Source organism: Arcticibacterium sp. (assembly GCF_055134445.1).
Window position 1 is genome coordinate 1 of sequence record NZ_JBSRVI010000011.1, and the last position, 25376, is coordinate 25376.

At 37.4% G+C, this 25376-nt stretch carries 23 protein-coding genes; 10 read left to right on the forward strand and 13 right to left on the reverse strand.

Annotated features, from left to right (window positions below):
• On the reverse strand, nucleotides 1-279 hold a 279-nt coding region (locus tag ACTBZY_RS01065; RefSeq protein WP_463044465.1), incomplete at its 3' end, for a hypothetical protein.
• A 142-nt stretch (nucleotides 280-421) separates the two neighbouring features.
• Here ACTBZY_RS01065 and ACTBZY_RS01070 point away from each other — a divergent pair.
• The 5 genes from ACTBZY_RS01070 to ybeY are packed head-to-tail and all read left to right on the forward strand — an operon-like array spanning nucleotide 422 to nucleotide 3428.
• On the forward strand, nucleotides 422-988 hold the full coding sequence (locus ACTBZY_RS01070) for a YeeE/YedE family protein (RefSeq protein ID WP_463044466.1): 567 nt from the start codon (nucleotides 422-424) through the stop codon (nucleotides 986-988).
• A 3-nt stretch (nucleotides 989-991) separates the two neighbouring features.
• Complete coding sequence (locus tag ACTBZY_RS01075) at nucleotides 992-1438, forward strand: DUF6691 family protein (RefSeq protein ID WP_463044467.1); 447 nt, start codon at nucleotides 992-994, stop codon at nucleotides 1436-1438.
• Complete coding sequence (locus ACTBZY_RS01080; protein WP_463044468.1) at nucleotides 1439-2035, forward strand: phosphatase PAP2 family protein; 597 nt, start codon at nucleotides 1439-1441, stop codon at nucleotides 2033-2035.
• Complete coding sequence (locus ACTBZY_RS01085; RefSeq protein WP_463044469.1) at nucleotides 2032-3009, forward strand: DUF1028 domain-containing protein; 978 nt, start codon at nucleotides 2032-2034, stop codon at nucleotides 3007-3009. The genes ACTBZY_RS01080 and ACTBZY_RS01085 overlap by 4 nt, the downstream gene beginning before the upstream one ends.
• Nucleotides 3006-3428 carry an rRNA maturation RNase YbeY gene (gene ybeY / locus ACTBZY_RS01090; protein WP_463044470.1) on the forward strand — a complete coding sequence of 141 codons (423 nt, stop codon included), beginning with the start codon at nucleotides 3006-3008 and terminating at the stop codon, nucleotides 3426-3428. The genes ACTBZY_RS01085 and ybeY overlap by 4 nt, the downstream gene beginning before the upstream one ends.
• 64 nt (nucleotides 3429-3492) lie before the next feature.
• Here the strand turns inward: ybeY and ACTBZY_RS01095 are convergent, their stop codons facing one another.
• Nucleotides 3493-3957: an Lrp/AsnC family transcriptional regulator gene (locus ACTBZY_RS01095; protein ID WP_463044471.1), complete on the reverse strand. Its 465-nt coding sequence runs from the start codon at nucleotides 3955-3957 to the stop codon at nucleotides 3493-3495.
• 269 nt (nucleotides 3958-4226) lie between these two features.
• On the opposite strand from ACTBZY_RS01095, the gene metH reads away from it, so the two are divergent.
• Nucleotides 4227-7982: a methionine synthase gene (gene metH / locus ACTBZY_RS01100; RefSeq protein ID WP_463044472.1), complete on the forward strand. Its 3756-nt coding sequence runs from the start codon at nucleotides 4227-4229 to the stop codon at nucleotides 7980-7982.
• A gap of 1265 nt (nucleotides 7983-9247) precedes the next feature.
• On the opposite strand, the gene tnpA is transcribed toward metH, so the two are convergent.
• Genes tnpA through ACTBZY_RS01115 form a run of 3 tightly spaced genes read right to left on the reverse strand, consistent with a single transcriptional unit; the run spans nucleotide 9248 to nucleotide 11431 of the window.
• Nucleotides 9248-9691, reverse strand: coding sequence for an IS200/IS605 family transposase (tnpA, locus tag ACTBZY_RS01105; RefSeq protein WP_463044473.1), 444 nt, complete (start codon nucleotides 9689-9691; stop codon nucleotides 9248-9250).
• A 2-nt stretch (nucleotides 9692-9693) separates the two neighbouring features.
• Nucleotides 9694-10509 (reverse strand): glutaminyl-peptide cyclotransferase, encoded by an 816-nt coding sequence (locus ACTBZY_RS01110; RefSeq protein WP_463044474.1) that lies wholly within the window; start codon nucleotides 10507-10509, stop codon nucleotides 9694-9696.
• A complete protein-coding gene (locus tag ACTBZY_RS01115; RefSeq protein WP_463044475.1) occupies nucleotides 10499-11431 on the reverse strand; it encodes an NAD(P)-dependent oxidoreductase in 933 nt (310 codons plus the stop codon). The genes ACTBZY_RS01110 and ACTBZY_RS01115 overlap by 11 nt, the downstream gene beginning before the upstream one ends.
• Before the next feature lie 165 nt (nucleotides 11432-11596).
• On the opposite strand from ACTBZY_RS01115, the gene pdxA reads away from it, so the two are divergent.
• Nucleotides 11597-12679, forward strand: a complete 1083-nt coding sequence (gene pdxA / locus ACTBZY_RS01120) for a 4-hydroxythreonine-4-phosphate dehydrogenase PdxA (RefSeq protein ID WP_463044476.1) — start codon at nucleotides 11597-11599, stop codon at nucleotides 12677-12679.
• Here pdxA and ACTBZY_RS01125 read toward each other — a convergent pair.
• The 3 genes from ACTBZY_RS01125 to ACTBZY_RS01135 all read right to left on the reverse strand — a co-directional run bounded on the left by ACTBZY_RS01125 (nucleotide 12660) and on the right by ACTBZY_RS01135 (nucleotide 15317).
• Entirely contained in the window at nucleotides 12660-13517 is an 858-nt protein-coding gene (locus ACTBZY_RS01125; protein WP_463044477.1) for a tyrosine-type recombinase/integrase, read from the reverse strand. The two genes, pdxA and ACTBZY_RS01125, sit on opposite strands and share 20 nt — an antisense overlap.
• A 100-nt stretch (nucleotides 13518-13617) precedes the next feature.
• Nucleotides 13618-14859, reverse strand: a complete 1242-nt coding sequence (locus ACTBZY_RS01130) for an aminoacetone oxidase family FAD-binding enzyme (protein ID WP_463044492.1) — start codon at nucleotides 14857-14859, stop codon at nucleotides 13618-13620.
• Nucleotides 14832-15317 (reverse strand): hypothetical protein, encoded by a 486-nt coding sequence (locus ACTBZY_RS01135; protein ID WP_463044478.1) that lies wholly within the window; start codon nucleotides 15315-15317, stop codon nucleotides 14832-14834. The genes ACTBZY_RS01130 and ACTBZY_RS01135 overlap by 28 nt, the downstream gene beginning before the upstream one ends.
• Before the next feature lie 109 nt (nucleotides 15318-15426).
• Here ACTBZY_RS01135 and ACTBZY_RS01140 point away from each other — a divergent pair, with 109 nt between their 5' ends.
• Nucleotides 15427-17541 carry a Tex family protein gene (locus ACTBZY_RS01140; protein ID WP_463044479.1) on the forward strand — a complete coding sequence of 705 codons (2115 nt, stop codon included), beginning with the start codon at nucleotides 15427-15429 and terminating at the stop codon, nucleotides 17539-17541.
• A gap of 110 nt (nucleotides 17542-17651) precedes the next feature.
• Complete coding sequence (locus ACTBZY_RS01145) at nucleotides 17652-18374, forward strand: 3-keto-disaccharide hydrolase (RefSeq protein WP_463044480.1); 723 nt, start codon at nucleotides 17652-17654, stop codon at nucleotides 18372-18374.
• A gap of 62 nt (nucleotides 18375-18436) precedes the next feature.
• On the opposite strand, the gene ACTBZY_RS01150 is transcribed toward ACTBZY_RS01145, so the two are convergent.
• Nucleotides 18437-20638: a bifunctional alpha,alpha-trehalose-phosphate synthase (UDP-forming)/trehalose-phosphatase gene (locus tag ACTBZY_RS01150; RefSeq protein ID WP_463044481.1), complete on the reverse strand. Its 2202-nt coding sequence runs from the start codon at nucleotides 20636-20638 to the stop codon at nucleotides 18437-18439.
• A 30-nt stretch (nucleotides 20639-20668) separates the two neighbouring features.
• Here ACTBZY_RS01150 and ACTBZY_RS01155 point away from each other — a divergent pair, with 30 nt between their 5' ends.
• Nucleotides 20669-22504: a glycoside hydrolase family 15 protein gene (locus tag ACTBZY_RS01155; protein WP_463044482.1), complete on the forward strand. Its 1836-nt coding sequence runs from the start codon at nucleotides 20669-20671 to the stop codon at nucleotides 22502-22504.
• A 69-nt stretch (nucleotides 22505-22573) separates the two neighbouring features.
• On the opposite strand, the gene ACTBZY_RS01160 is transcribed toward ACTBZY_RS01155, so the two are convergent.
• The 4 genes from ACTBZY_RS01160 to ACTBZY_RS01175 form a co-directional block, all read right to left on the reverse strand.
• Nucleotides 22574-23311: an acyl-CoA desaturase gene (locus ACTBZY_RS01160; RefSeq protein WP_463044483.1), complete on the reverse strand. Its 738-nt coding sequence runs from the start codon at nucleotides 23309-23311 to the stop codon at nucleotides 22574-22576.
• Nucleotides 23312-23463: 152 nt separating this feature from the next.
• Entirely contained in the window at nucleotides 23464-24120 is a 657-nt protein-coding gene (locus ACTBZY_RS01165) for a DUF4159 domain-containing protein (RefSeq protein WP_463044484.1), read from the reverse strand.
• Nucleotides 24121-24125: 5 nt separating this feature from the next.
• Nucleotides 24126-24812: a 16S rRNA (uracil(1498)-N(3))-methyltransferase gene (locus ACTBZY_RS01170; RefSeq protein ID WP_463044485.1), complete on the reverse strand. Its 687-nt coding sequence runs from the start codon at nucleotides 24810-24812 to the stop codon at nucleotides 24126-24128.
• On the reverse strand, nucleotides 24812-25351 hold the full coding sequence (locus ACTBZY_RS01175) for a hypothetical protein (protein ID WP_463044486.1): 540 nt from the start codon (nucleotides 25349-25351) through the stop codon (nucleotides 24812-24814). The genes ACTBZY_RS01170 and ACTBZY_RS01175 overlap by 1 nt, the downstream gene beginning before the upstream one ends.
• Between the last annotated feature and the right edge of the window lie 25 nt (nucleotides 25352-25376).

A 25376-nucleotide genomic window follows, 5' to 3' on the forward strand; every position in this document is an offset into this window, starting at 1 on the left:
GGTTGGCTGTATCGTATACGCTTTTCCATCGATTTTGAAAGAAACAAAAGCATATCTGTAAGCGGAGCTAAACCTTTTATATTCTGAACGTCTATTAGAATTCAAATTACCAAAATCGTTTTGACCGCCACTGGTGTCAACGAAAACATCGTCTAAAGCCCATGAAGATCCATTCCAAATTCTTATCTGGATATCTCCTTTTCCATCGGGCACTACGTCAGCATCTTTATGACAGCCGAAAGCCATAAAAAGTAGAAAAGCGTATATGGTTATTTTCATAATTTCCTGTATGACCCCTAAGCTAGTAACATGGTTTAAATTCAATGGGTTATTTTCTAAAATTCTTAGTTATAGGCAATATTTTTTCTCTGAACTAATGTTATTCCTTTAGGGTTTTCATTTTTCAAGTCGAAAATACAAAATGATAGAATTTTTAAAACAACCATGGCCATGGTACGTAGCGGGCCCACTTATTGGATTAACCGTACCACTCCTTCTTATCTTTGGAAATAAGTCTTTTGGTATCTCCAGCAGTTTACAACATGCCTGTGCTGCCATTTTACCAAGTAAAATTCCATTTTTTCAATATGATTGGAAAAAAGAACAATGGCTATTTTATTTTGTAGGAGGTGTCATATTAGGTTCATTTATAGCCACAAACTTCATGAGTAATGGAGCCAATGTGGATTTAAATCCTCAAACCATCGCTGACCTTAAGGCTCTTGGAGTTACTAATTTTAATGGTTTATTACCAGCCGATATATTCAATTTTAATAGTTTAACTAACCTGAAGGGGCTGTTTTTTATAATCATAGGTGGCTTTTTAGTTGGTTTTGGAACAAGATACGCTGGAGGCTGTACTTCTGGACATGCTATTATGGGTATTTCTAATCTGCAATGGCCCTCATTGGTTGCTACTATTTTCTTTATGCTCGGCGGTATTTTCACCACCCACATTATTTTCCCTATCATCTTCAAATTGTTTTAAAACATGGCAAAAGATATTAATACAGCCACTAATTCTCCCTTATCTAATTTCAAATATATTCTAGGCGGACTACTTTTTGGAGCTGTGCTTATTAAAAGTGAAGTGGTTTCTTGGTTTAGAATCCAGGAAATGTTCCGGTTTCAGAGTTTTCACATGTACGGTGTCATAGGTTCCGCCATAATTACAGGCATCATTTCTATTCTCATCTTGAAGAAGTTAAAAATCAAAACTATTGAAGGTGGAGATATTTCTATAGTGCCAAAAACATTTTCAAAAGGACAGATAATCGGTGGTTTTCTTTTTGGTTTAGGATGGGCCCTTACAGGTGCGTGTCCTGGCCCTATCTATGCTCAAATTGGAGCTGGGTTTTTAACAACTTTTGTCACCTTACTTTCTGCTTTAGTAGGCGTTTGGATTTACGGAAAGTTCAGAAATAAATTACCGCATTAAATGAAGCAAAAAGCCGAGAATTTCATCTCCCATCTTATCTCTAGCATTGGTCATCCCATTCTACTGGGGAGTATGGCGGCTATTTATGTTAATTTTAAAGAGTTTCATACCGAGAGGGCTTGGAAGTTGACGCTGACCCTAATTATAGGATGCGTCCTTCCCTTGGTTGCCTTTTTAGTTTATAAAATGAGAAAAGGTGATTACGAAAATTTTGATGTTTCCAATCAGAAAAAGCGAAATAGCTTATATATCTTTTCCATAGTTCTTTTGGTCCTTTTCATGGGCTATTTATTTTATGCAGACAGTACATGGCTAATCAAATGTGGTATTATTCCTGTTTTTCTATTGTCGCTCTCCTCCTACTTTATAAATAAGAAAATCAAAGTATCACTGCATACTTCTTTTTCCTTTCTTTTAGCAACTATGATGATACAGGTAGAGACATCTGCCGCATTTACCATGTATTTGTTTGCAATTATGATAGGTTATTCTAGGCTACATCTTAAGCGGCATACCATTCCAGAAGTGGCACTGGGAGCCTTTTTAGGGATTGGAATAGGCTTTATTTTCCATTTTGTTTATAAATTGGGTTTATGAAAAAACTAATTTTCCTGCTCACCTTTCCCTTTTTGCTGCATGCCCAGTTTTTCAAACAAAATGACGGATTGGCTCATACGTTCTCTATTGTTGCCATTGACAAAGAGGCTGGAGAAATGGCTGTTGCCGTTCAAAGCCATTGGTTTTCTGTAGGTAATGTTGTCGCTTGGGCAAAGTCTGGTATAGGCGTGGTAGCTACGCAATCTTTTGTCAACAAGTCGTTCGGAATTAGAGGCCTAGAGATGATCAAATCAGGTAAAAATGCGGAAGAAGCTTTAAATACGCTCCTCTCGGATGATGAAGGAAGAGAAGTTAGACAGGTAGCTATAATTGATGCTGATGGTGTTATATCTGTGCATACTGGCAATAAATGTGTGGATTATGCCGGACATATTAAAGGACAGAATTATAGTGTTCAGTCTAATATGATGCTAAATAATACGGTACCTCAAGCTATGTCAAAGGCATTTGAAGCCCATCCCGACTTACCATTAGCCGAAAGAGTTTTAGAAGCTCTTAAGGCAGCTCAGGCGGCCGGGGGTGACATTCGTGGTAAACAATCTGCAGCTATTAGAGTCGTCAAAACTAAAACCAGTGATGAGCCATGGAATGATGATTTTGTTGTCGATTTACGTGTAGACGACCATGATGATCCTATTAAAGAAATAGGTCGCTTGCTTAAAGTGCAGCGAGCCTATGAATTCATGAACGAGGGCGACTTAATGGTAGAAGTAAATGAAATGGAAAAAGCCATGAACGCATACAATGCTGCCATGCAAATGTTTCCAGAAAACTTAGAAATGAAATATTGGACGGCCATTACACTAGCAAATAATGGAGAAACCATTAAAGCCACTAAAATGCTTCAGGAAATTTATTTGGAAGATAAAAACTGGCGTGAACTAACCGGAAGACTTCCTAAAGTCGGTTTACTCACCGTTGATAAAAACACACTTAAAGCTTTACTGAAATGATAACATTTCAATCGCAGGACATCAAATTTGACTTAAAAGGTAAGCTTAAAGTCAAATCTTGGTTAAAGTCAATTGCCAAGAAAGAAGGTTTCAAGGTTCAAGATTTGAATTACATCTTTCTGTCAGATGAGGGTCTTCATAAAATCAACTTGGAATACCTCAATCATGACACCTATACAGACATCATCACTTTTGATAATTCAGAAGAAGAGGGCGTAATTGAAAGTGACATCTTCATCAGCATCGACCGAGTCAAAGAAAACGCAGAAAGCTTCAAAACCACTTTTGACATCGAATTAAGAAGAGTTTTAGCCCATGGCGTACTTCATCTTTGCGGATATAAAGACAAATCTGATGAAGATGCGAAACGGATGCGTGAGATGGAGGACTCTTCTCTTAGCTTATATAATATGGATTAACATGACTGTCTTTCCTCCTAACGGAGGAGAAGTCGGCAGACAGGGATTTAAGGCCTAACTCATCTCAATCCGGCAAAAAACGATTATCGTTCTTAATCTCGCCCATCACAAAAATGCTTTGCGTACTTCCTATGTTTTCAAGCGAGGCCAGTTTATTCATGATGAAGCTTTGATACTCCCTCATATCATTAACCACTACTTTAATAAGGAAATCATAATCGCCCGAGATATTAAGGCATTCTACCACCTCTGGTAATTCTATAATTTGTTTGACAAACTTTGCTCCTGCTATTTGCTCGTGTTCCTTCAATCGAATATTGCACAGTACCATCAGGTCTTTTCCTACTTTTTCGCGGTCAACAAGGGCTACATACTTCTTAATAACGCCGTCATTCTCCAGACGTTTTACGCGTTCATAAACAGGTGTAGGAGATAAATTAAGTCTTCCGGCCAGTTCCTTTGTCGTAAGTTTTGCATCTTGCTGCAAATACATTAAAATATCTTTATCGGTCTGATCAAATTTAGTCATAAGCTTATATTTTGCTCAATTTTAGATAATTCAACACCGAAAAGCAATATTTGACAGATAATTTATCTATTCTATGTCAAAATCACTTCGTTTTTTATCTTTTATATTATCTTTGCGTAGCTCAATAGAAGAACTGATTAAAAGCAGTTTTAGGATGTCAAAGTCTGCTTGGTCTGTGATACGTTTAGTTATTCGAGGATTGTTCCCGACGGTAAACTTCACAGCTTTACTTTGACAAGAATAGTTTAAAGAACAGTAAAGGTCAACAAATGCCCAACATACAGAAAGAACTTGCCAAAAGAATACTCATTTTAGATGGTGCCATGGGTACCATGATTCAGCGTTACAAGCTGACCGATGAAGATTATCGTGGCGAAAGATTCAAAGATTTCCCACATGATGTTAAAGGAAATAATGATTTACTTTCTTTGACTCGACCAGATATTATCTCTGCCATTCATAAGGAATACCTCGAGGCCGGAGCAGATATCATTGAAACGAACACTTTCAGTGCCAACTGGGTCTCTATGGAAGACTATAAAATGGAGCACTTGGTTAAGGAGATAAATTATGAAAGTGCCGTTTTAGCTCGTAGAGCATGTGATGAGTATACCGCCAAAAATCCTAACAAACCTAGATTTGTAGGTGGTTCTATGGGGCCAACAACCAAACTCGCTTCCCTTTCTCCTGATGTAAACAATCCAGGCTTCAGAGCCATTACTTTTGACCAGTTGGTCAACTGCTTCAAAGAACAAGCCGAATCACTTATTGAGGGTGGAGCAGACTTGTTGATCATGGAGACTTCAACGGATACTTTGAACAGTAAGGCGTCTATTTATGCGGCTAAATTGGTGATTGCTGAAAAGCGAAAAACAGATCCTGACTTTGATATTCCTATCATGATATCGGGAACCATCACAGACCAATCTGGTAGAACCTTAACAGGACAAACCACAGAAGCTTTCTATAACTCTTTAAAACATGGCGAATTATTGGCCATAGGCCTAAACTGTGCTCTTGGAGCCAGAGCTATGAAACCATATTTGGCTGAAATGTCAAGAGTGGCTTCTTGTTACGTAAGTGTATATCCTAATGCTGGTTTACCAAACGAAATGGGTGCCTATGATGAGTCTCCTGAATTTATGGGAGAGCAGGTTCGTGAGTTTTTAGAAGAAGGGTATGTCAATATTTTAGGAGGCTGCTGCGGAACGACACCAGAACACATTGCCGAATTTGCCAGAATAGCCGCCGAATATAAGCCACGAAAAAAGTCACATCCAGAGCAATTATTAAGACTAAGTGGTTTAGAACCTATGACATTGACCAAGGAATTGGGATTTGTCAATGTAGGTGAAAGAACCAACGTAACGGGTTCAAAGAAATTCTTACGTCTTATAAAAACAGAGAAATTTGAGGAGGCTCTTTCTGTGGCTTTAGACCAAGTGGAAGGTGGTGCCAATGTGATTGACGTCAATATGGACGAAGGTATGCTAGACGGTGTAGAAAGTATGACTACTTTCTTGAACCTGATGGCTTCTGAACCTGATATTTCAAGAATTCCTGTCATGGTGGATTCCTCTAAGTGGGAAATCATTGAGGCCGGATTAAAATGTATTCAAGGAAAAGGAATTGTCAACTCTATCTCTCTTAAAGGTGGAGAAGAAGAGTTTGTGCGTCAAGCCACCATTTGTAAAAACTTTGGGGCAGCCGTTATCGTCATGGCTTTTGATGAAGATGGCCAGGCAGATACCACTGAAAGAAGAATAGAGATTGCGAAGCGTTCTTACGACGTTTTGGTAAACAAAGTGTGTTTCCCTGCAGAAGACATCATTTTTGACTTAAATATATTTCCTGTAGCTACAGGAATAGAAGAACATAGAATTAACGCCATTTCATTTTTTGAAGGAACAAAATGGGTGACAGAAAACTTACCTCATGCTCATGTGAGCGGTGGTGTAAGTAATGTTTCTTTCTCTTTTAGAGGAAATGATAAGGTAAGGGAAGCCATTCATTCCGCTTTTTTATACCATGCTACCAAGGTGGGTATGGATATGGGAATTGTAAACCCAGCCTTGCTGGATATTTATGATAACATTCCTAAAGACCTTCTAGAAGCCGTTGAAGATGTCCTTTTAAATAGAAAAGACGACGCAACAGAAAGACTTTTAGATATAGCGGAATCTCTGAAAGGCACCAATGTGGAAACCGAAAAAGCCATTCAAGAGTGGCGTAGCTTACCCGTTGCAAAGAGAATTGAACATGCATTGGTACGTGGTGTGGTAGAGTTTATTGAAGAAGACACAGAAGAAGCAAGGGCTTCTTTTCCATCTCCGCTACAGGTTATAGAAGGTCCATTAATGGATGGAATGAATGTGGTCGGCGATTTGTTCGGTTCTGGTAAAATGTTTTTGCCACAGGTGGTCAAATCTGCTAGAGTAATGAAAAAGGCCGTAGCTTATCTACTTCCTTACCTAGAAGAAGAAAAACTTAGAACAGGAAATACGGCGAAGAACAATGGTAAAATACTGATGGCGACTGTAAAAGGTGATGTCCATGATATTGGAAAAAACATTGTAGGCGTGGTATTGGCTTGTAATAACTTCGAAATCATTGACCTTGGCGTGATGGTAGCAGCCGATAAAATCTTGGATGCTGCCGTTGAACATAATGTGGATATAATTGGCTTAAGTGGTTTGATTACGCCTTCGCTTGACGAAATGGTTTATGTCGCCAAGGAAATGGAAAAAAGAGGGATGAAAATTCCGCTTTTAATAGGTGGAGCTACTACTTCCAGAGTGCATACTGCGGTAAAAATTGATCCTTACTATTCTGGCCCAGCTATTCACGTTTTAGATGCATCTAAGTCTGTACCAGTAGCCAGTAGCTTACTAAGTAAAGGACAAGAAGAGGCTTTCAAAGCTAAATATAAAGCAGATTACGCTGTATTTAGAGAGGAATATTTAAACAGACAAACGGTAAAAACTTATATCACGATAGAGCAAGCAAGAGCTAATAAAATGGCGATTGACTGGTCAACTACAGAAATTAAGAAACCTACTTTCTTAGGTCAAAAGGTGTTTGAAAGCTATAATTTAAGCGAAATAGTAGATTATATAGACTGGACCCCATTCTTCCAATCGTGGGACTTGCATGGTAGATACCCTAAAATATTAGAAGACGAAGTCGTAGGAACAGAAGCAAAGAAACTCTTAGCAGATGCTCAGGCTATGCTGAAGAAAATCACAGCGGAGAAATGGTTAACCGCTAAAGCGGTGATAGGTTTTTGGCCATCAAATACCGATGGAGCTGACGCTCAAATAGTATATGATTTCACGGTCAATGAGGAAGGTCATTCAAGTTCGTGTTCGCCTTTAACGCATGACCACAAGGTTTATATTCCCGATAACACTAAGGAGCTGGCTATATTCCATCATTTGCGTCAGCAGGGTAAAAAGGGTAAGAATATCCCAAATTTATCTTTAGCGGATTTTGTGGCACCTAAAGAAAGTGGAAAGCAAGATTATTTCGGTGGCTTTGCAGTAGGCATTTTCGGTGCAGATGAAAAAGCTAAGGAATTTGAGGCGGATTTTGACGATTATAATAGCATTATGGTAAAAGCCTTAGCAGATAGATTTGCAGAAGCCTTTACGGAATTATTACATGAGAAAGTAAGAAAACAGTATTGGGGTTATGCCGCAGAAGAAACGCTAGCAAGTGAAGAACTTATCAAAGAGAAATACGCTGGAATAAGACCTGCTCCAGGATACCCTGCATGCCCAGACCATACCCTTAAAAGGCCTTTGTTTGAGCTATTAGACGTAGAAAACAGTATTGGTCTGACTTTAACAGAAAGCCTAGCCATGTGGCCTGCTTCTGCGGTGAGTGGCATGTATTACAGCCATCCAGACAGTAAGTATTTTGGTTTAGGTAAAATCACCAAAGACCAAATAGAAGACTATGTGGCCAAAAAGGGCGTAGCGATTGAAGAAGCGGAGAGATGGTTATCGCCAGCTTTGAATTATTAGAGAAATGATCAAAGACATCAACTATTGACATACAGTCAGTAGTTCCTTAATTGGCATATTTTATGAGCTATTCAGTCCCAAAACTCGAAGAATGAAAAGTTTAAAGGAAATTGATTTAAAAATGCTAGACTCAGCACTTAGAAATGGTTCTATTTTTTATAATTCAAAGGAAAGAATGTCAATTTAAGCAGATTGTGATTGTAATGGGTATTATATAAAGTGCTTTAATGAGCTTTGTAAAAAGAGTACGAGGTTACAAGGTAGATGTGTTACTGATGAGATTACATCTTCTGATTTAGAGAACATCGATCGTAATGCTTTTAAAGAAATTTGGAGAAATTCTGAAAACAATTATATCCAAACCGACAAGTTTGTTTGCGAAACATGTAATTAATTATTACAATCTTCTTTTTCCTTAAATCTAATTGAGTCTTTCTATTCATATTCAAGCCCATTCGGGCTTGTAATTTCGTGCATTAATTCACGTATAAAATTGAACCCCGAAGGGGTTAAAGGTTTATAGAATATATCTTGATAATAATTACCACAACCCTGAAGGGGTTGAACATCTCAGAAGAATCACTTTTATTTGAAGCCCCTCAGGCTTCCTTGTTCTCTCCTTAGATGCTTTTTCCATTCACCTTAAAGCCCATTCGGGCTTGCTTTTCTACAGATACGATAGCCGTTTCTAAGAAAATAATCACGAAGGGATTAAATGTGAATAGAAAATATATTGTGTGTAGAGAACCCACAACCCTGAAGTAGTTGAACATCTCATACTAATCCCTTTTATTTGAAGCCCCTCAGGCTTCCTTGTTCTCTCCTTAGATTCTTTTTCCATTCACCATCAAGCCCATTCGGGCTTGCCCTTCTAACGATACCATAGCCGTTTCGAAGAAAATAATCCGGAAGGGATTAAATGTGAATAGAAAATATATTAGGTGTAGAAAACCCACAACCCTGAAGGGGTTGAAAACCTCAGAAGAATCCCTTTTGTTTGAAGCCCCTCAGGCTTTCTTGTCCTCTCCTTAGATGCTTTTTCTATTCACCTTCAAGCCCATTCGGGCTTGCCTTTCTACAGATACGATAGCCGTTTCTAAGAAAATAATCCCGAAGGGATTAAATGTGAATAGAAAATATATTAGGTGTAGAAAACCCACAACCCTGAAGGGGTTGAAAACCTCAGAAGAATCCCATATTATTTGAAGCCATTCGAGCTTGCCAACTAACTTAAAGAAATAAACTATGAAAACGCTTGAAATCCATCAAAACAAATATTCCTCTTTATATTCAATTTGAAACTCATCCAAAAGAGAAATCAATTCGTCTTTAAAGGATACTTTTTTATGATGCTCTTCTTGATTTTTGACATATTCTATCACATTATCTTTGGCATCAAAAGAATAGGTAAATGCTGAATAGCCCTCTTGCCAAGCTGTAAAAGGAAACAACTTTTCTTCTTTTATCATTATAGAGGAAGCCAATTTTATATCTTTTACCAAAGCAGCTAAAGAAATAGTAGGATGTAGGGAGAAAACAATATGAATATGGTCTTCAACACCATTAATTCTATATAAATGGCACTTTTTTTCCTTTAATATACCCCAAATATATTTGAACAAAATAGGTCTACCTTCAGATTTTAAACTCGTTTCTCTATTTTTTGTTGAAAAAACTATATGATACAAAATTTTGGTATACGTGCTCATTTTTACTTGAATTTCATTCGATATACCTTAGGCCACAGTTTACCAGTTAACAAAAACTCATCCTTTTCTTTGTCATAAGCTATACCGTTCATTTCTAACAAGTTTGGGTTCCCCTTTTGAGCGTCTAAATATAGCGTTCCAAAATCTGACTTAGAAACCACGTTTCCATTCTGAGCATCTATTTTCAAGATCACATTGGTACCATAAACATTGGCATAAATAAAACCATTGACATATTCCAGTTCGTTGATGTTCTCCACGCCGTAGCCGTTTTCTTGGACGTTTATTTCACGCACTCTAGAGAAGTCTGCAGGATTGATAAAAGTGACTTTAAAGGTTCCGTCGCTCATAATGAGATGAGTTCCATCTGTGGTCATCCCCCAGCCTTCGTTGTTTGGAAACTTGAAAGTTTCTAACTTCTCAAAAGTATTTTTATCATATACAAAACACTCCTGACTTACATAAGTCAGCTGATAAAGCTTATCACCTAGAATAGTTATGCCTTCCCCAAAATACTTGTTTCTATCCAACTCCACTTTGACCTCCAAACTACCATTGGTGGTATCTAAAATACCTACCACAGACTCTGTGAAAGAAAGATTTGCTGGAGAGCCCGTACTTTCATAAATCTTTCCATCATAGACAAAGAGCCCTTCTGTAAAAGCCTCTGTACTATGTGGATATGTTCCTACTTGGGTATATGCAATGCTGGCAGTTTTAGTCTCTTCTTGATTATTTGTACCCTCCGAATCGCAGGATAGAAAACCAACGGAGATGCACAAACAAAAACTGGCTATTTTAATACTTTTATTTTTCAATGAATCGCTGAATTTTATCTCTTAAAACCTCATTTATTTTCACATAAGACTCGGTACTCCAGCCTGCTACATGAGGCGTAAGTATCACATTATCTTGGCTGGCAAGGTAATCGAAAGTGCTTTTCTGTTCGGTCGTGAGGGTTTTTAGCTTCTCATTTTCTAAAACATCTAAACAGGCTCCTCTGACCTTTCCTGTTTTCAAAGCACTTACCAAATCTTTTAAAACGACAATTTCTCCTCTAGCAATGTTGCAAAAGAATATAGGTCTTTTGAATTTCTCAAAAAAAGCCGAATCAATCCATTTATCCGTGTCTTTGGTCAAAGGAATATGTAAACTCACAACATCTGCCCTTTCGAAAATAGCATTCAGGTCACACTCTTCAATAAGATGATTCCCAAACCCATATTTTAATTTATCATAAGCTAGAATCTTACATCCAAAGGCCGCCAGTCTCTCTGCGGTAGCTTGCCCGTTATTTCCATAACCTATTATCCCTACTGTTTTTCCTAAAAGCTCTTCTCCTCTATTGGCTTCTCTTTTCCATAAGCCTTGTTTTACTTCTCTGCTTCCCGTATTTATCTTATGGAAAAGTGTCAGCATCATTCCTATTAAATGTTCCGCCACAGCCACTTTATTGGCTTCATTTGCTCCAAAAACCGTTACACCTGCCTTTTTGCACGCTGGCAAATCTATTAAGTCTAAGCCTGCTCCTGCCCTACCAATAAATTTCAGTTTGGTAGCGTGCGAGAGAAAGTCGGCGTTTATGGAAAACTTACTTCGTATAATGAGACCCTCATAATCTCCCACACGTTCTAAAACTTCCTCAAATGCAATGTTGGGAAAGTAATCTACCTCTAAACCCAATGCTTTTGGCATCTCTACTATAGAGTGATGCATTTCATCCACAATTAGAATTCTCATTTTAATACTACCTGTTTTAATCTACTTCTAAGTTTAGTTATATATCATGCCCTTAAAACCACTTTTCAGTCTTTAATTCATCATCCGAATGAATCAAAAACCTTCCTTAACCTGACATTTTATATTAACTTTGGCAATTTAGAAATAACCGTAAAATTTACCCCTATGGATGGTGACAACATTCCAAGAATTGGAATTAGTATTGGAGATATGAATGGTATTGGTCCGGAAGTGATTATAAAAGCACTTTCCAGTACCAGAATTAACAAAATCTGCACCCCAGTGATTTATGGTTCTGGAAAACACCTGAGTAAGTATAAGAATTTATTAGGTTATAACGACTGGCTGTTTGCTACCGTCCAAAACACAAAACAACTAAACAAGAAGCAATTTAATCTCGTTAATTGCTATCAAGGTCCTCTTTTTGATTTGGCCTTAGGTACCGTACAAAAAGAAGCGGGTCAATTGGCTTTTCAAGCACTAGAAAGAGCCACACAAGACTTAAAAAATGGTTATATAGAAGCTTTAGTTACTGCCCCTATATCTAAAGACAATACGCAAAGCGAAAGCTTCAATTTTCCAGGTCATACAGAATATCTGGCTGAAGTTTTTGAAGCAGAAGAAGCTCTAATGTTTTTAGTTAGCGAAGAGCTTAGGCTGGGTGTTGTTACTGGTCATATTCCCATAGAACAGGTCAAAAAGAACATCAATAAAAAGCAAATTAAGTCTAAGTTAGACTTAATGATGAAAAGCTTAAAAATTGATTTCAAGATTCAGAAACCTAAAATAGCGGTCTTGGGTCTTAATCCTCATGCAGGAGAAAATGGCCTTTTAGGCAAAGAGGAAACAGATATTATTGAGCCTTTGATAAACGAATATCGTCAAAAAGGAAACTTGGTTTTTGGACCTTTCCCTAGCGATGGTTTCTTTGCTACGCAGCAATGGAAGCAGTATGATGCCGTTTTAGCCATGTATCATGACCAAGGTTTAACGCCCTTTAAAATGCTTTCTTTTGATTCTGGGGTAAATTTCACAGCTGGTTTATCTGTTGTAAGAACATCACCAGATCATGGTACCGCTTTTGACATAGCAGGAAAAGACGAAGCTAACCCTGGTTCTATGCTACATGCTATTTTTACTGCCGCGGAAATCTATAAAAACCGTGCAGAATATAAGGACTTGACAGACAATGCCATTTCTACCGTAAAAATTCAAAGAATCATTAAATCTAGTAAGGAGAAAAAGTAAATTCTCCTTCATTCAGATTAATATCTTGAATAGGATTTCTAATGGTACTGGCATCTACATTGGCCATTTGATTATAAATGGATGTAGTCTGAAGAAATCTATGCCCTAAAATATACTGTAACAAATGTATGTCCATACCTGCTTCTAAGGCATGAACAGCATAACTATGTCTAAGAGTATGAACCGTGGCATTCTTCTCAATAGAAGCCTTTTTTAAGGCAGATTGAAAGAATAACTGTACGTTTCTGGAACTGTAAGGTTTTCCATTTTCTCCAGGAAACAAAACCGCAATGGGTTTCTCTTTTACAAAATATCTTTTGACAAAATCAATAATATTTGGGGAGATAGAAAGCTCCCTTTTTGTTTTTTTCCCTTTATCCACTATCCTGATTATACCTTTTCCAAGATCTAAATCATCCACATTCAGGTTTATAACTTCACTTATTCTTAAACCTGTATTATAAATTAATAGTAATACCGCTTTATGCTTGATATTGGTAACGGTATATAATATCCTCTTTATCTCTTCTTTAGAAAGTGTTTCTGGTAGTTTTTGTTCTTTTGCTTCGCCGGTAGACTTTATGCTAAGTTTTCTTCCAAAAATTACCTCATAAAAAAGCTTTAGTGCTTTTCCAGCTTGTATCGCTTCTGCTTTGTCATTTTTTTCAGCTAATTCTTTAAGGTAATTACCAATATATTCATCCGTGATTTTACTCTGAGGCATATCACGCACTTGATTATAGAAAACGAAGATAGCATTACGATAAGCCGCCACGGTCATGCTATTATATTTACCAGATTTTAAGTGTTCGGTAAATCTCTCTATTAGGTGGGTCATTTACTTTTGTTTCGCTATATATTAAAAACAAAGATAAATGTTTGAAGCGTTCTTACTATAACATTTGGATTAATAATTTAATGCGAATGTATCAAAAGCTTTAAGTCCTTGAGTTTCCTATGGCCTTAGCTACATGCCATCCCCCAGTCCAAGCCGCTTGAAAATTAAAACCACCTGTTATCGCATCAATGTCTATAACTTCGCCAGCCACATAAAGTCCTGGGTATTTTTTAAGCTCAAAGGTATCAGCATTTACCTCACTTAAGTCAATGCCACCAGCCGTAACAAACTCTTCTTTAAAGGTACTTTTTCCGGTGACTTCAAAGGGCATTTTTTTTAAATTATCCTGAAATTGTTTAAAATGCTTTTTTCCCGTTTCACTCCAATTCTGAAATTCCCCTACATTAGACTTTTTACATATATATTCCCAAAATCTTTTTGAGAAATCGAAAAGTGGTGTGCTGACAACTTTCTTTTTGGGATGTAATTCCTGATACGCCTTTAGGGTTTGTAGGATCTGCTTTTCCGTTATTTCGGGAAGGAAATCCATTTTTAGATTAAAACAGTAATTCTTTTTCTCTAAAGCCCTAGCCGCAAAAGCAGAGAGTTTTAAAATGGCCGGACCAGAAAGCCCCCAATGTGTAATCAAAGCAGGTCCTGAGGTTTTAAACTCAGGAATACTTGCCAAAGCATTCAAAAAACTATTGCCTGCTAAGGCATGCAATTCTTTGTCCTCTATTTTAAATGTAAACAATGAGGGTACAGGAGCCACGAGATTAAGCTCCATGGTTTTCAATTTTTCCCAAATGGTTCTGTCGCTACCTGTGGCCAACATTAAGTTTTGTGAAGAAAGCTTTTCGCCACTTTGTAGGGCTATTTCCCATATATTATTGACGAAGTTGAAATCTACAACACGCTGAGAAGTCTGGAGTTTTATGCCTAAATGATTTATTTCTTCCGTAAAAAGGTCAATGATGGTTTGAGAAGTATTAGATACCGGAAACATTCTTCCGTCGGCCTCTTTTTTAATCCCGACCCCTCTTTTCCTAAACCATTCTATGGTTTCATTTGGGCCAAATCTTTCAAAGGGTTTTAAAAGGAATTCATTACCTCTAGGGTAATTCTTAACCAATTCCGAAGCTTGAAAACAGAAATGGGTCACATTACACCTACCACCGCCCGAAACTTTCACTTTCTGTAAGGGTTCTCTGTTTTTTTCAATAATGAGGATTTTGAAAGCGGGATTTAATGTAGCCGCATTTATGGCCGCAAAGAAGCCTGCGGCACCGCCGCCTACTACAATAAGGTCATAATCTAGTTCGATGGCAGATACTTTTTTGATAAGGCTGTTCTTTGATTGCGGAGCAAAATTATCAAATTTTCAATGCCTTTTACTTCATCTCCGTATTCAAATGTAACCTTATAGGTGCCGGACCTATCAGAAATTTCTAACCACTCCGCACCGCCGTCTGCACAGTCTGGGCATCCATATACTTTCTTAAGCTTCCTAAAGGCCCTGGTATTAAGCTCGGCTAGTATATTTTTCCAAATCTGTTCATCTAAGGCATCTGTAAAAGTTTTTCTTTCATTTTTGAAATCTATAAAATTTGGTTGTGAAATAAACTGCACATCAGGAGTCTGAGCGGTTAACCTTAAATACTGCGTACATTCACCTGAGCACATGCCAAAACGCTGCCCACTAACTATAACTAAATCAGAATTAATCTTTGGAGCAACATGACCACAAGAACTTATGATAAATGTGGAAAACATTGCAAAAATGACGAGGGCTTTCTTCATAATTATTGAGACTTTTGCTTTTACAATATCAAATAAAATTTGATAAAGAATGGTTGTATCGGCAATCCGTTTCTTTTTCGAAAGTTAGATTTATACTTCTATACAAACTATGCTAAATAATTCTCAGATTTCTTATATAACGCAATCTATTAACGTTTCCTCCAATTCGGTTAACCAAACCATTCAACTTTTGACCGAAGGTGCCACGGTACCCTTTATATCAAGATATAGAAAGGAAAAAACAGGTGGTTTAGATGAAGTTCAAATCGCAGATATTAAAAAGGCTTACGAGAAGTTTCTGGAAGCAGATAAAAGAAGAGCAGCCATTATTCAGTCTATTGAGGAGCAAGAAAAGATGACTCCTGAATTATTGAAAAAGCTTCATGCGGCTTTTCATCTTAAGGAGCTAGAAGATTTATATCTGCCTTATAAACAAAAAAGAAAAACCAGGGCAGTCATTGCCATTGAAAAGGGTTTGGAGCCTTTGGCAAAAAGAATTTTTGAGCAAAAAGAAAACAGCTTGGATGGCCTTATCGGTCAGTTTTTAAACAAAGACGTCAAGTCTAAAGAAGAAGCCTTACAAGGTGCCAGAGATATTATTGCTGAATGGATAAATGAAAACCTAGAGTCTAGAAATAAACTCAGGGTGATTTTTGAGAAGGAAGCCGTCATTTTCTCAAAAGTGAAAAAAGGGAAAGATACCGAGGGAATTAAGTATAAAGATTACTTTGAATTTGAACAAAAGCTGAGAGAAGTTCCATCCCATAGACTGCTGGCGATGAGGCGTGGAGAGCAGGAAGGCTTCTTAAAAGTAGGTATTGAAATAGATGCTGATAAAGCTTTAAACATGCTAGACAGACAATATTTACGTGGATTACAAGCTTGTAAAGAGCAAGTAGAATTGGCTATAGAAGATGCTTATAAGCGATTATTGAACCCTTCTATTGAAAACGAGTTTAATGGAATTAGTAAAGAAAAAGCGGATGAGGCCGCCATTCAGATTTTTGCTACGAATCTAAGACAGCTTCTCCTTTCGGCACCATTAGGCCAAAAACGCGTTTTAGCCCTAGACCCAGGATTTAGAACGGGTTGCAAAACCGTGGTTTTAAACGAATTAGGCGATTTACTTTACGACACCGTGGTTTATCCTACTTTTAAGAAAATGGAAGCGGAGATTACCATAAAGAAACTTGTGGTGGATTATAAGATTGACGCCATCGCTATTGGCAATGGCACGGCCAGTAGAGAAACAGAGCAGTTTGTAAAATCAATAAAAACGGATGTAAAAGGTATATATGTAGTCTCGGAACAGGGAGCCTCCATCTATTCTGCCTCTGCCGTGGCTAGAGAAGAATTTCCGGACAAGGATGTGACCGTAAGAGGTGCCATTTCTATAGGAAGGAGATTAAAAGACCCTTTAGCAGAATTGGTGAAAATTGATCCTAAGTCTATAGGTGTAGGTCAGTACCAACATGACGTCAATGCCAAAATGTTAAAGGAAAGCTTAGATACCGTAGTGGAAAGTTGTGTAAACTCCGTTGGCGTAGAATTAAATACAGCCTCTAAACATTTGCTTTCTTATGTTTCTGGTCTTGGGCCTACCCTAGCACAGAATGTCGTGGATTATAGAATGAAGAATGGTAAATTTTCTTCTAGAAAGCAGCTATTAAAAGTACCTAGACTAGGCGATAAGGCTTTTGAACAAGCGGCAGGTTTTTTAAGAATTCATGGGGCAAAAGACCCATTAGATAATTCTGCCGTACATCCAGAAAGGTATGATTTAGTAAAGCAGATTGCCAAAGATAAAGGTGTTACCATTGATAATTTGATAGAAGATTCGCTGGTCAGAAAGTCTATTGACCTTAAAAAATATGTTTCCACGGAAGTTGGTTTGCCTACCTTAAATGACATTATGTCTGAATTGGCCAAACCTGGTCGTGACCCTAGAGAGCAGTTGGAGGCTTTTGAGTTTGGCAATGTGCATACCATGGAAGATTTAAAGGAAGGTATGGTACTGCCAGGGATTGTTACCAATATAACGGCATTTGGTTGTTTTGTAGACATTGGGGTACATCAAGATGGTCTTGTGCATTTATCACAACTGGCTAACAGGTTTATAAAAGACCCTAACGAGGTTGTTAAAGTACACCAAAAGGTTCAAGTTAAGGTCATGGAGGTAGATGCTGCCAGAAAACGTATAGGGCTCAGTATGAAAGATGTTTAAAGTGATTTTCTTAAGCCCTAAATCATCCAAAATCAATCTTTTATCGATTAATTATTTTCATTTCAATTCAATTGGTTAATTTTCAGTTCAATATTCAACCCAATGTTATAATGAAATTTAGTTCTCTAGGCTTATTAGCCGTCATAGCAGTATCTTTTACTGCTTGTAGCTCTTCAAATACTTCTGAAGAAAAGCTGGAAATAGCCCAAAAAGCTTGGACCGTTCTTTTTGATGGCACTTCTACTGATCAACTTAGAGGTTATGGTATCAAGGAATTCCCAGAAGGTGTTTGGACCGTAGAAAACGGAGCTTTGGTGGCCAATCCAGATACGGCCAACCTTGATCTTGTTTCAAAATCTAGATATGAGAATTTTGAATTGGAATATGAATGGGCGGTAGATACCGCAGCAAACAGCGGTGTATTCTTCCACGTTCAGGAAATAACTCCAATGGAGTCTGGCAATGGAAACAGTCAAAACTGGTTGAACAATTTTGAAATTCAGATTTTAGATGACATCAATTTTAATGATACTGCGGCTATCAGGTCTGCAGGCTCTTTATATGATCTGATTGTTCCAGTAAATAAGGTCTTAAAGCCTATAGGTGAGTTTAATAAAGCAAGGTTGACCCATAAAAACGGACATGTGGAGCACTGGCTAAATGATGCTAAAGTTTTGGAGTTTGAGATTGGTAGCCCCGAGATGAAAGAAGTGCTGGCAAATAGTAAATTTAAAGATAATCCGAAATATCATTCGGACAAAGAGGGACATATCATGTTTCAGCATCATGGACAAAGAGCCTATTTCAAAAACATCAGAGTTAGAGAATTGTAGTCCGTTAATTTCTTAATAAATAATTTTAGGGTACCAAATTCAGAATTTGGTACCCTTTTTTATCAGCTTAATTTTCTCAATAGCTCGTAAACAGATTGAGTATTATTAATCCTAAACTTGGCCACTGTTGGCTTATTTCCTACTTTAATGGTTGTAGATGAATTTGGCAAATCCTTAAACATATACTCGTCTGTCCAGTCGTCTCCCATAGCCAATATAAACTCTGAAGGTTGGTCTGCTAGATACTTACTAGCCGCCTTGCCTTTGTTTACACCGCTTACTTTAATCTCCAAAACTTTATCGCCTTCCATTATCTCTAAGCTGTGGTTTGCTATTAAGGGCTGTATGGTGCTTTTAAGTTCATTGGCTCTCACTTCACCTTGAATAGGATCTACCCTCCTGAAATGGAAGGCCATAGAGAAGTTCTTAATTTCTATCTGAGAACCGGGAGTTCTATCCACAAAACGCTCTAGAATAGGAAAAATAACAGAAAACCACCTATTATTGACTGCTTCCAATTGCCTCCACGTTGTACCTGCACCATCTTTTTGCCAAAGGCCATGTTCCGTAATTAAGGTATAGGGTTTATCTCCAAACCATTTATCAAAAGTTTCTCTATCACGACCCGTAATTAGAACAAGTTTATTTTTATTATCGGCGTATAAATTATCCAAAATTTCATACAGCTCCTGTGTTGGTGTGGCATCTTCAGGTCTATTGGTAAACGCTGCCAAGGTGCCATCATAATCTAAAAACAGTACCCTTGAATTTGCCGCCTTAAAACTCTTAATAATTTTATCTTGAACTTCTCCTTTCACCGTTAAGGCAGAAACCTCTGGCTGATTTGTAATGAGATGTGTGAGACTATGTAGAAATTCCTTAGCCCAACGTTCTACGTTATATCGCTGAATTCTATCCTTCATAATCACGTTAGCCTTGATCTGTTTGCTCTCCGGCATTTCTAGGGCTTCTTTAATAGCATCAGCTATTTGATCCAAATTATTCGGGTTTATAATCAGGGCTTCATTCAACTCCTTTGAAGCACCTGTCATCTCGCTTAAAATCAGTACGCCTGTATTATCAACACGGCTAGCGATGTACTCTTTAGCCACTAAGTTCATTCCGTCTCTTACCGGAGTAAGAAGAGCTATTTTACAAGAACAGTACAGATCTATCAGGTTTTCAAAAGGCATAGACCTATAGAAATACCAAATAGGTGTCCAGTTTACCTCCGAGAACTTACCATTCACTCTACCTACCAATTGATCAATTTCATTCTTTAAATCTTGATACTGTGGTACATTTGATCTACTGGGTACAGCCAACATTACCAGCCTAACTTTACCCAGATATTGGGGATATTTCTCTAAAAACTGTTCGAAAGCTAAAATTCTTTTGGCTATGCCTTTGGTATAATCTAACCTATCAATACTTAAAATGAACTGGGTATCGCCTTTTATTTCTTTATGCTTATCTATACTTTCTTGAACCTCAGATTTCTCCTTGCTTTTGGAATGTGCTATGGCAGCGTTATGAAATTTGTTATAGTCAATACCCATTGGGAATGAGTCTACTTTTACTATTCGTGTATCATAAAGAAGATCATTGAAGTTTACATCACATAATAATAATCGCTGAACCGAGCTTAAAAAATGTCTTTCGTAATCATAGGTGTGAAATCCTATCAAATCTGAGCCCATCATGCCCCTCAAAATTTCCTCTCTCCATGGCAAAGTTCTAAATACCTCATAAGACGGGAACGGGATATGAAGGAAAAAACCGATTTTGACATCGGGCCTTTGAGATTTTATCATCTGAGGTACTAAAAGAAGCTGATAGTCGTGTACCCAAACCACATCTCCCTCTTCAATATGCTTTAAAACTTCGTCCGCAAACTTCTGATTAACCAGTTTATAAGTTTCCCAGTCTTGTTTATTAAATTCTGCAAATTCGGTGAAATAGTGAAACAAAGGCCATAAAGTTCGGTTGCTAAAGCCGAAATAGAAGCCATCTACCTCTAATTGTGATAAAGAAACCGACCTGCACTTTTGATTTTCAAGAGCTTTTTCTACTTTAGGCTTCAAGGAAGGATTAACCTCTTCTTCTATGAGCCCGCTCCACCCTATCCAGATACCGTTACCCTCGGCATGAACAGATTTGAGACCCGTAGCAAGTCCCCCAACACTGGGAGTTGCTATAACCTCATTTTGGTTTATTTCTAAGGACAAGGGAAGCCTATTGGATACGATGATAGTTTTACTCATGGATTACTTTAATGAATTATAAAAAAAATAATGAGAAATTTAGATTATGGAATGATAGGTAATTGTCAAAGTGCTGCTTTGGTCAACTTAAACGGTAGCATTGACTGGTGCTGCTTACCTAAATTTGATTCACCCTCAATGTTTGCAAAAATCTTAGATGAAAACAAGGGTGGTTCTTTTGAAATAATAGTTGATTCCACATATATCTCTACTCAAAAATACATTTATAAAACCAATATTCTTGTAACAAAATTCGATAATGGCACCGACTGTTTTGAGATTATTGATTTTATGCCACGTTATATTCCTGATAAAGAGGTTTATCAATCTCCGGCAGAAATAGTAAGATATGTGAAGCTAATTAGCGGTAAACCAAAGTTTTCTGTCAATTATGATCCAAAATTGGGCTACGCCAAACAAGAGCAAATAACACAGGATAAAAGGGAGTATATTAAAACCAAAACTACTTCAGGAAATTACGATTCCGTTTACCTCTACTCTTCATTTAAACATTCAGATATTCTAGAAGGCAATGAATTAACCTTAGAAGAAAACCAATACTTTTTGTTTAGTTATTTTGAAAAACTGCTTCATCAAGATGTAGAAAGACAGTATCTTAAAATGCAAAGAACGAGGGTTTACTGGTTAAATTGGTCGGAGAAAACGACTTCTTATAAACTCTATAATGATGAAATCTTACGTTCTGCATTAACATTAAAAATGCTTACGTACGAGCGTTCAGGGGCTGTTTTGGCTGCTGCCACCACTTCTCTTCCAGAAACCATAGGAGAAGTAAGAAACTGGGATTATAGATTCTGCTGGATTAGAGATGCTAGTATGGTTATCAAAGTGGTCTCTGGCTTGGGTCATGAAAGAATAGCCAAGAAATTCTTGGAGTTTATCGTTAAAATAGTGCCCCAGAAGGATGAAAAAATGCAAATCATGTATGGCATAGACGGGCAGAAAAAACTAACAGAAGAAATCCTTGACCACCTGGATGGCTATGAAGGAAGTAAGCCTGTAAGGATAGGTAATGCTGCATATCATCAGAAACAGAATGACATTTATGGTATATTAATGGATGTGCTCCATCAGCAATACTTAAGATTTCAAAATAGCCTTTTTTACAGCGAGGAACTCTGGACCATCACTAAATCTACCGTGGATATTGTGAAGAAAAACTGGCAAAAAGCAGATAAGGGCATCTGGGAATTTAGAACAGAGGAACGTCATTTTACTTTTTCAAAACTGCTTTGCTGGGTTGCAATAGACAGAGGGGTCAAAATAGCAGAACTACTTCAAAGAAACGACAAGATTGAAAAGTGGAAGGTTCTAAGAGATGAAATTAAAGCAGATATAGAATTAAATGCCTGGAATGAAGAAAAACAAGCTTATGCACAGTCGTATCATTCGGCAGATTTGGATGCTTCTACCTTACTAATGGAAAGTTACGGGTTTATTGAGGCTAAAGACCCACGATTTGTAAGCACCGTTTTGGCCACTCAAAAAGAGTTATGTAAGGATGGTTTAATGTACAGATACATCAATAAGGATGATTTTGGTACGCCATCTTCTTCATTCACCATCTGTACTTTCTGGTTTATAAATAGCCTGTTTAAAATAGGAAGACAAAAAGAAGCTAAAAAGCTTTTTGACCAAGTTTTAAGCTATAGCAATCATCTCGGGCTTTTTAGTGAAGACATTGACTTTAAAACTAAAAGACTCTTGGGTAATTTCCCACAGGCCTACTCCCATTTGGCATTGATAGAAACTGCCGTCAATTTCTCAGGCTTAAGTGAAGAAGACCAAGTGATGTCTGCCATTAACCATGAAAGTCAGCCAGAAGCTTCGTTAAAAGTTAATTAACAAAACACACTTAAAGCAAAAAGGCCAGCTTGTTTAGTAACAAACTGGCCTTTTAATATTCTAAGAAAACTACTTAGGTTTAATAATTTTCATCCAAGTTAATAGTTTAATAACAGGATATGTAGGGTCTATTTCAAACCACTTTTTAGCAAAGTTGATAGACATCGGATGTTTATGGTGATTATTTTGAAACAACTCACCCATCATTAGAAAATCAAAGAGTAAACTGTTTTTAGATTCGTCTCTATTGTCAAAGTTTTGATAACCATATTTATGACCACTCCAGTTTACGATAGCACCATGAATTGGTCCCATTAAAAAATGAATTGGTAATAAGAAGAAGAAACCCCAGTGGATATCAAAATAGAAGTAACCAACCACATAGAAAGAGATATAAGCCAATCCCCAAAGGGTTCTAGATATCCAAGATTCTCCGAACTTATCTAGAGCTTTCCACTCTGGGAAATTTCTATCAAAACGCTCTTCTATCTTAAATTTATAATCTACTAAACCCGTATACAGATCCTTGGTTTTCCACATCATGGTAAAAAGGTTCTTAGTATGGTGTGGAGAATGTGGGTCTTTATCTGTATCAGAAAAAGCATGATGCATTCTGTGCATTACCGCATAAGCTCTAGGATTTAAATAAGATGACCCCTGCGTTATATAAGTAAATATATAAAAGAACTTCTCCCAGAATTTGTTCATTTGGAACATTTTGTGGGCCGAATAACGATGTAAAAAAAAGGTCTGACTAAAAAGAGACAAATACCAATGTCCAATAAAAAAAGAAAGGGCTGCTACCATTTATTAAGTTTTGCTTTAACAAAAAAATACTTCTACGCCACAAGAACGTGCGTTTAACTAAAAAGTTCAATTGATTTTGGGGGAAAAATCACCCGATATTGATTTTCTTAAAATAATGCAATGAATGCCCTCAAGAAAATACAACATATAAATTAATAAGATGTAAACGCAAAAGACACGATATTCGCCCCCATTTTCAACGCAGATGTTCTTATTGCCTGAGAATCTCCATAAACGGATTGGTCTTCCCAGCCATTTCCTAGGTCACATTCGTAGGTAAAGAAACAGACCAACTTACCTTCATGAAATAAACCAAAACCCTGTGGGGCTTTGTTGTCGTGCTCATGAACTTTTGGTAAGCCTTGGTTGAACTCAAACTTCTGATGATAAATGGGATGGTTAAAGGGTAATTCCACAAATTCTGCATTTGGGAAAACTTTTTTCATTTCTCTCCTGATATACTTATTCAATCCGTAATTATCGTCTACGTGTAAAAAACCACCAGAAAGTAGATACTTTCTTAAATTATCAACTTCAGAATTGGAAAACACCACATTCCCATGCCCTGTCATATGTACAAAAGGGTATTGAAAAAGCTCAGGGCTTCCCACTTCCACGATATCTTCATCGCGGAAAAGGTTCATTTTCAAATTCGTATTACAATAATCTATTAGGTTTGGTAAAGCGGTTTTATTGGCATACCAGTCTCCACCACCACCATATTTTAACTTCGCAATTTTAAGCGTTGGACTTTGAGCACTTAATGCCAAAGAGCTTGCAAAAAACACAAACAACAAAATCCTTTTCATGCTGATCAAATCATATTTAAAAGTGTAACGGCCACTACTCCTGCCGTTTCTGTTCTCAATCTAGAATTCCCCATGCTCACCATTTGGAAACCGCATTTCGCGGCAAATTCAATTTCAGAAGGGTCAAAATCTCCTTCAGGCCCAATCATAATAGAAACTTCATTCCCTATCGCTTTATTTAAAATATTTTCAGAATCTTCATTTAAATGTGCCATGAGCTTTAGGGCCGTCCTGTCGTTTTCCATAAAATCTTTCACAGGTGTAAGCTCCACCAACCTAGGCAAATAAGCTTTCAAGGATTGTTTCATTGCCGAAATAGCAATTCTATTTAAACGATCTAACTTTATTTGCCTCCTTTCTGAATTCTGAGTTAGGATAAAAGTCACCTCCGAAATTCCGATTTCCACCGCTTTTTCTATGAAGTACTCTATCCTGTCGATATTCTTAGTTGGAGCTATGACCACTTTAATATATCTTTCTGGCTTCTCAAACGCTCTTTGGATTTCTATAATGTTCAGCGGCGTCTTTTTGGGATGAGCCTCTGCAATTTTGCAATTGAAAAGATTACCGATTCCGTCTGTTACATTTATTTCATCACCAATTTTCTTTCGTAGTACTTTGATGCAATGTTTTGAATCAATTTCATCTAAGAAAGTCTCCTGTTCGAAATTCTCCTTATAAAAAAGCTGCATTATTCCCCTCCTAAATCTTGCTTAAAGCTGAATCTGTTATTATCGATAATGAGCGTCCCAGCATTAAAATCTTTAATAAAATTTTCTATATCTTCCGGATAAATCTCTTCTACATTTATGGCTATTTCCAGCCCGATGCCGAATTCAAAATCCAAATCTTTGGTAACGAATTCACTAACTTTCATGTCGTCATCATCTTCCATCTCCATGATAAACTCTTCAATGAGCTCGTCGGCCTCTGGATTTATAACGTAGTCGTCGTCTCTTTCGCCAATCGGCACAAAGTCCTTATGAATGGCGGCTACCCTCTTCTCTGCTTCCTCTAACACCAAGCTATTATAATGTAGCTCCAATGTATATATTGCGGCATCATAAATAACATCTTTGCCATCATCGGTTTTTCCGACAAACTGGAATTGAAAAAACTCTCCACTATCAGAAAGTTCTTGCTCATCTTCCACTAAAACATAACTTTGACCCTCTTCCTCGCATTCCTTGCGAAGCTGGGCTATTTCATTTTCATCAAATCCTGGATTCATTAACATTTAAGTTTATTTCTATCTT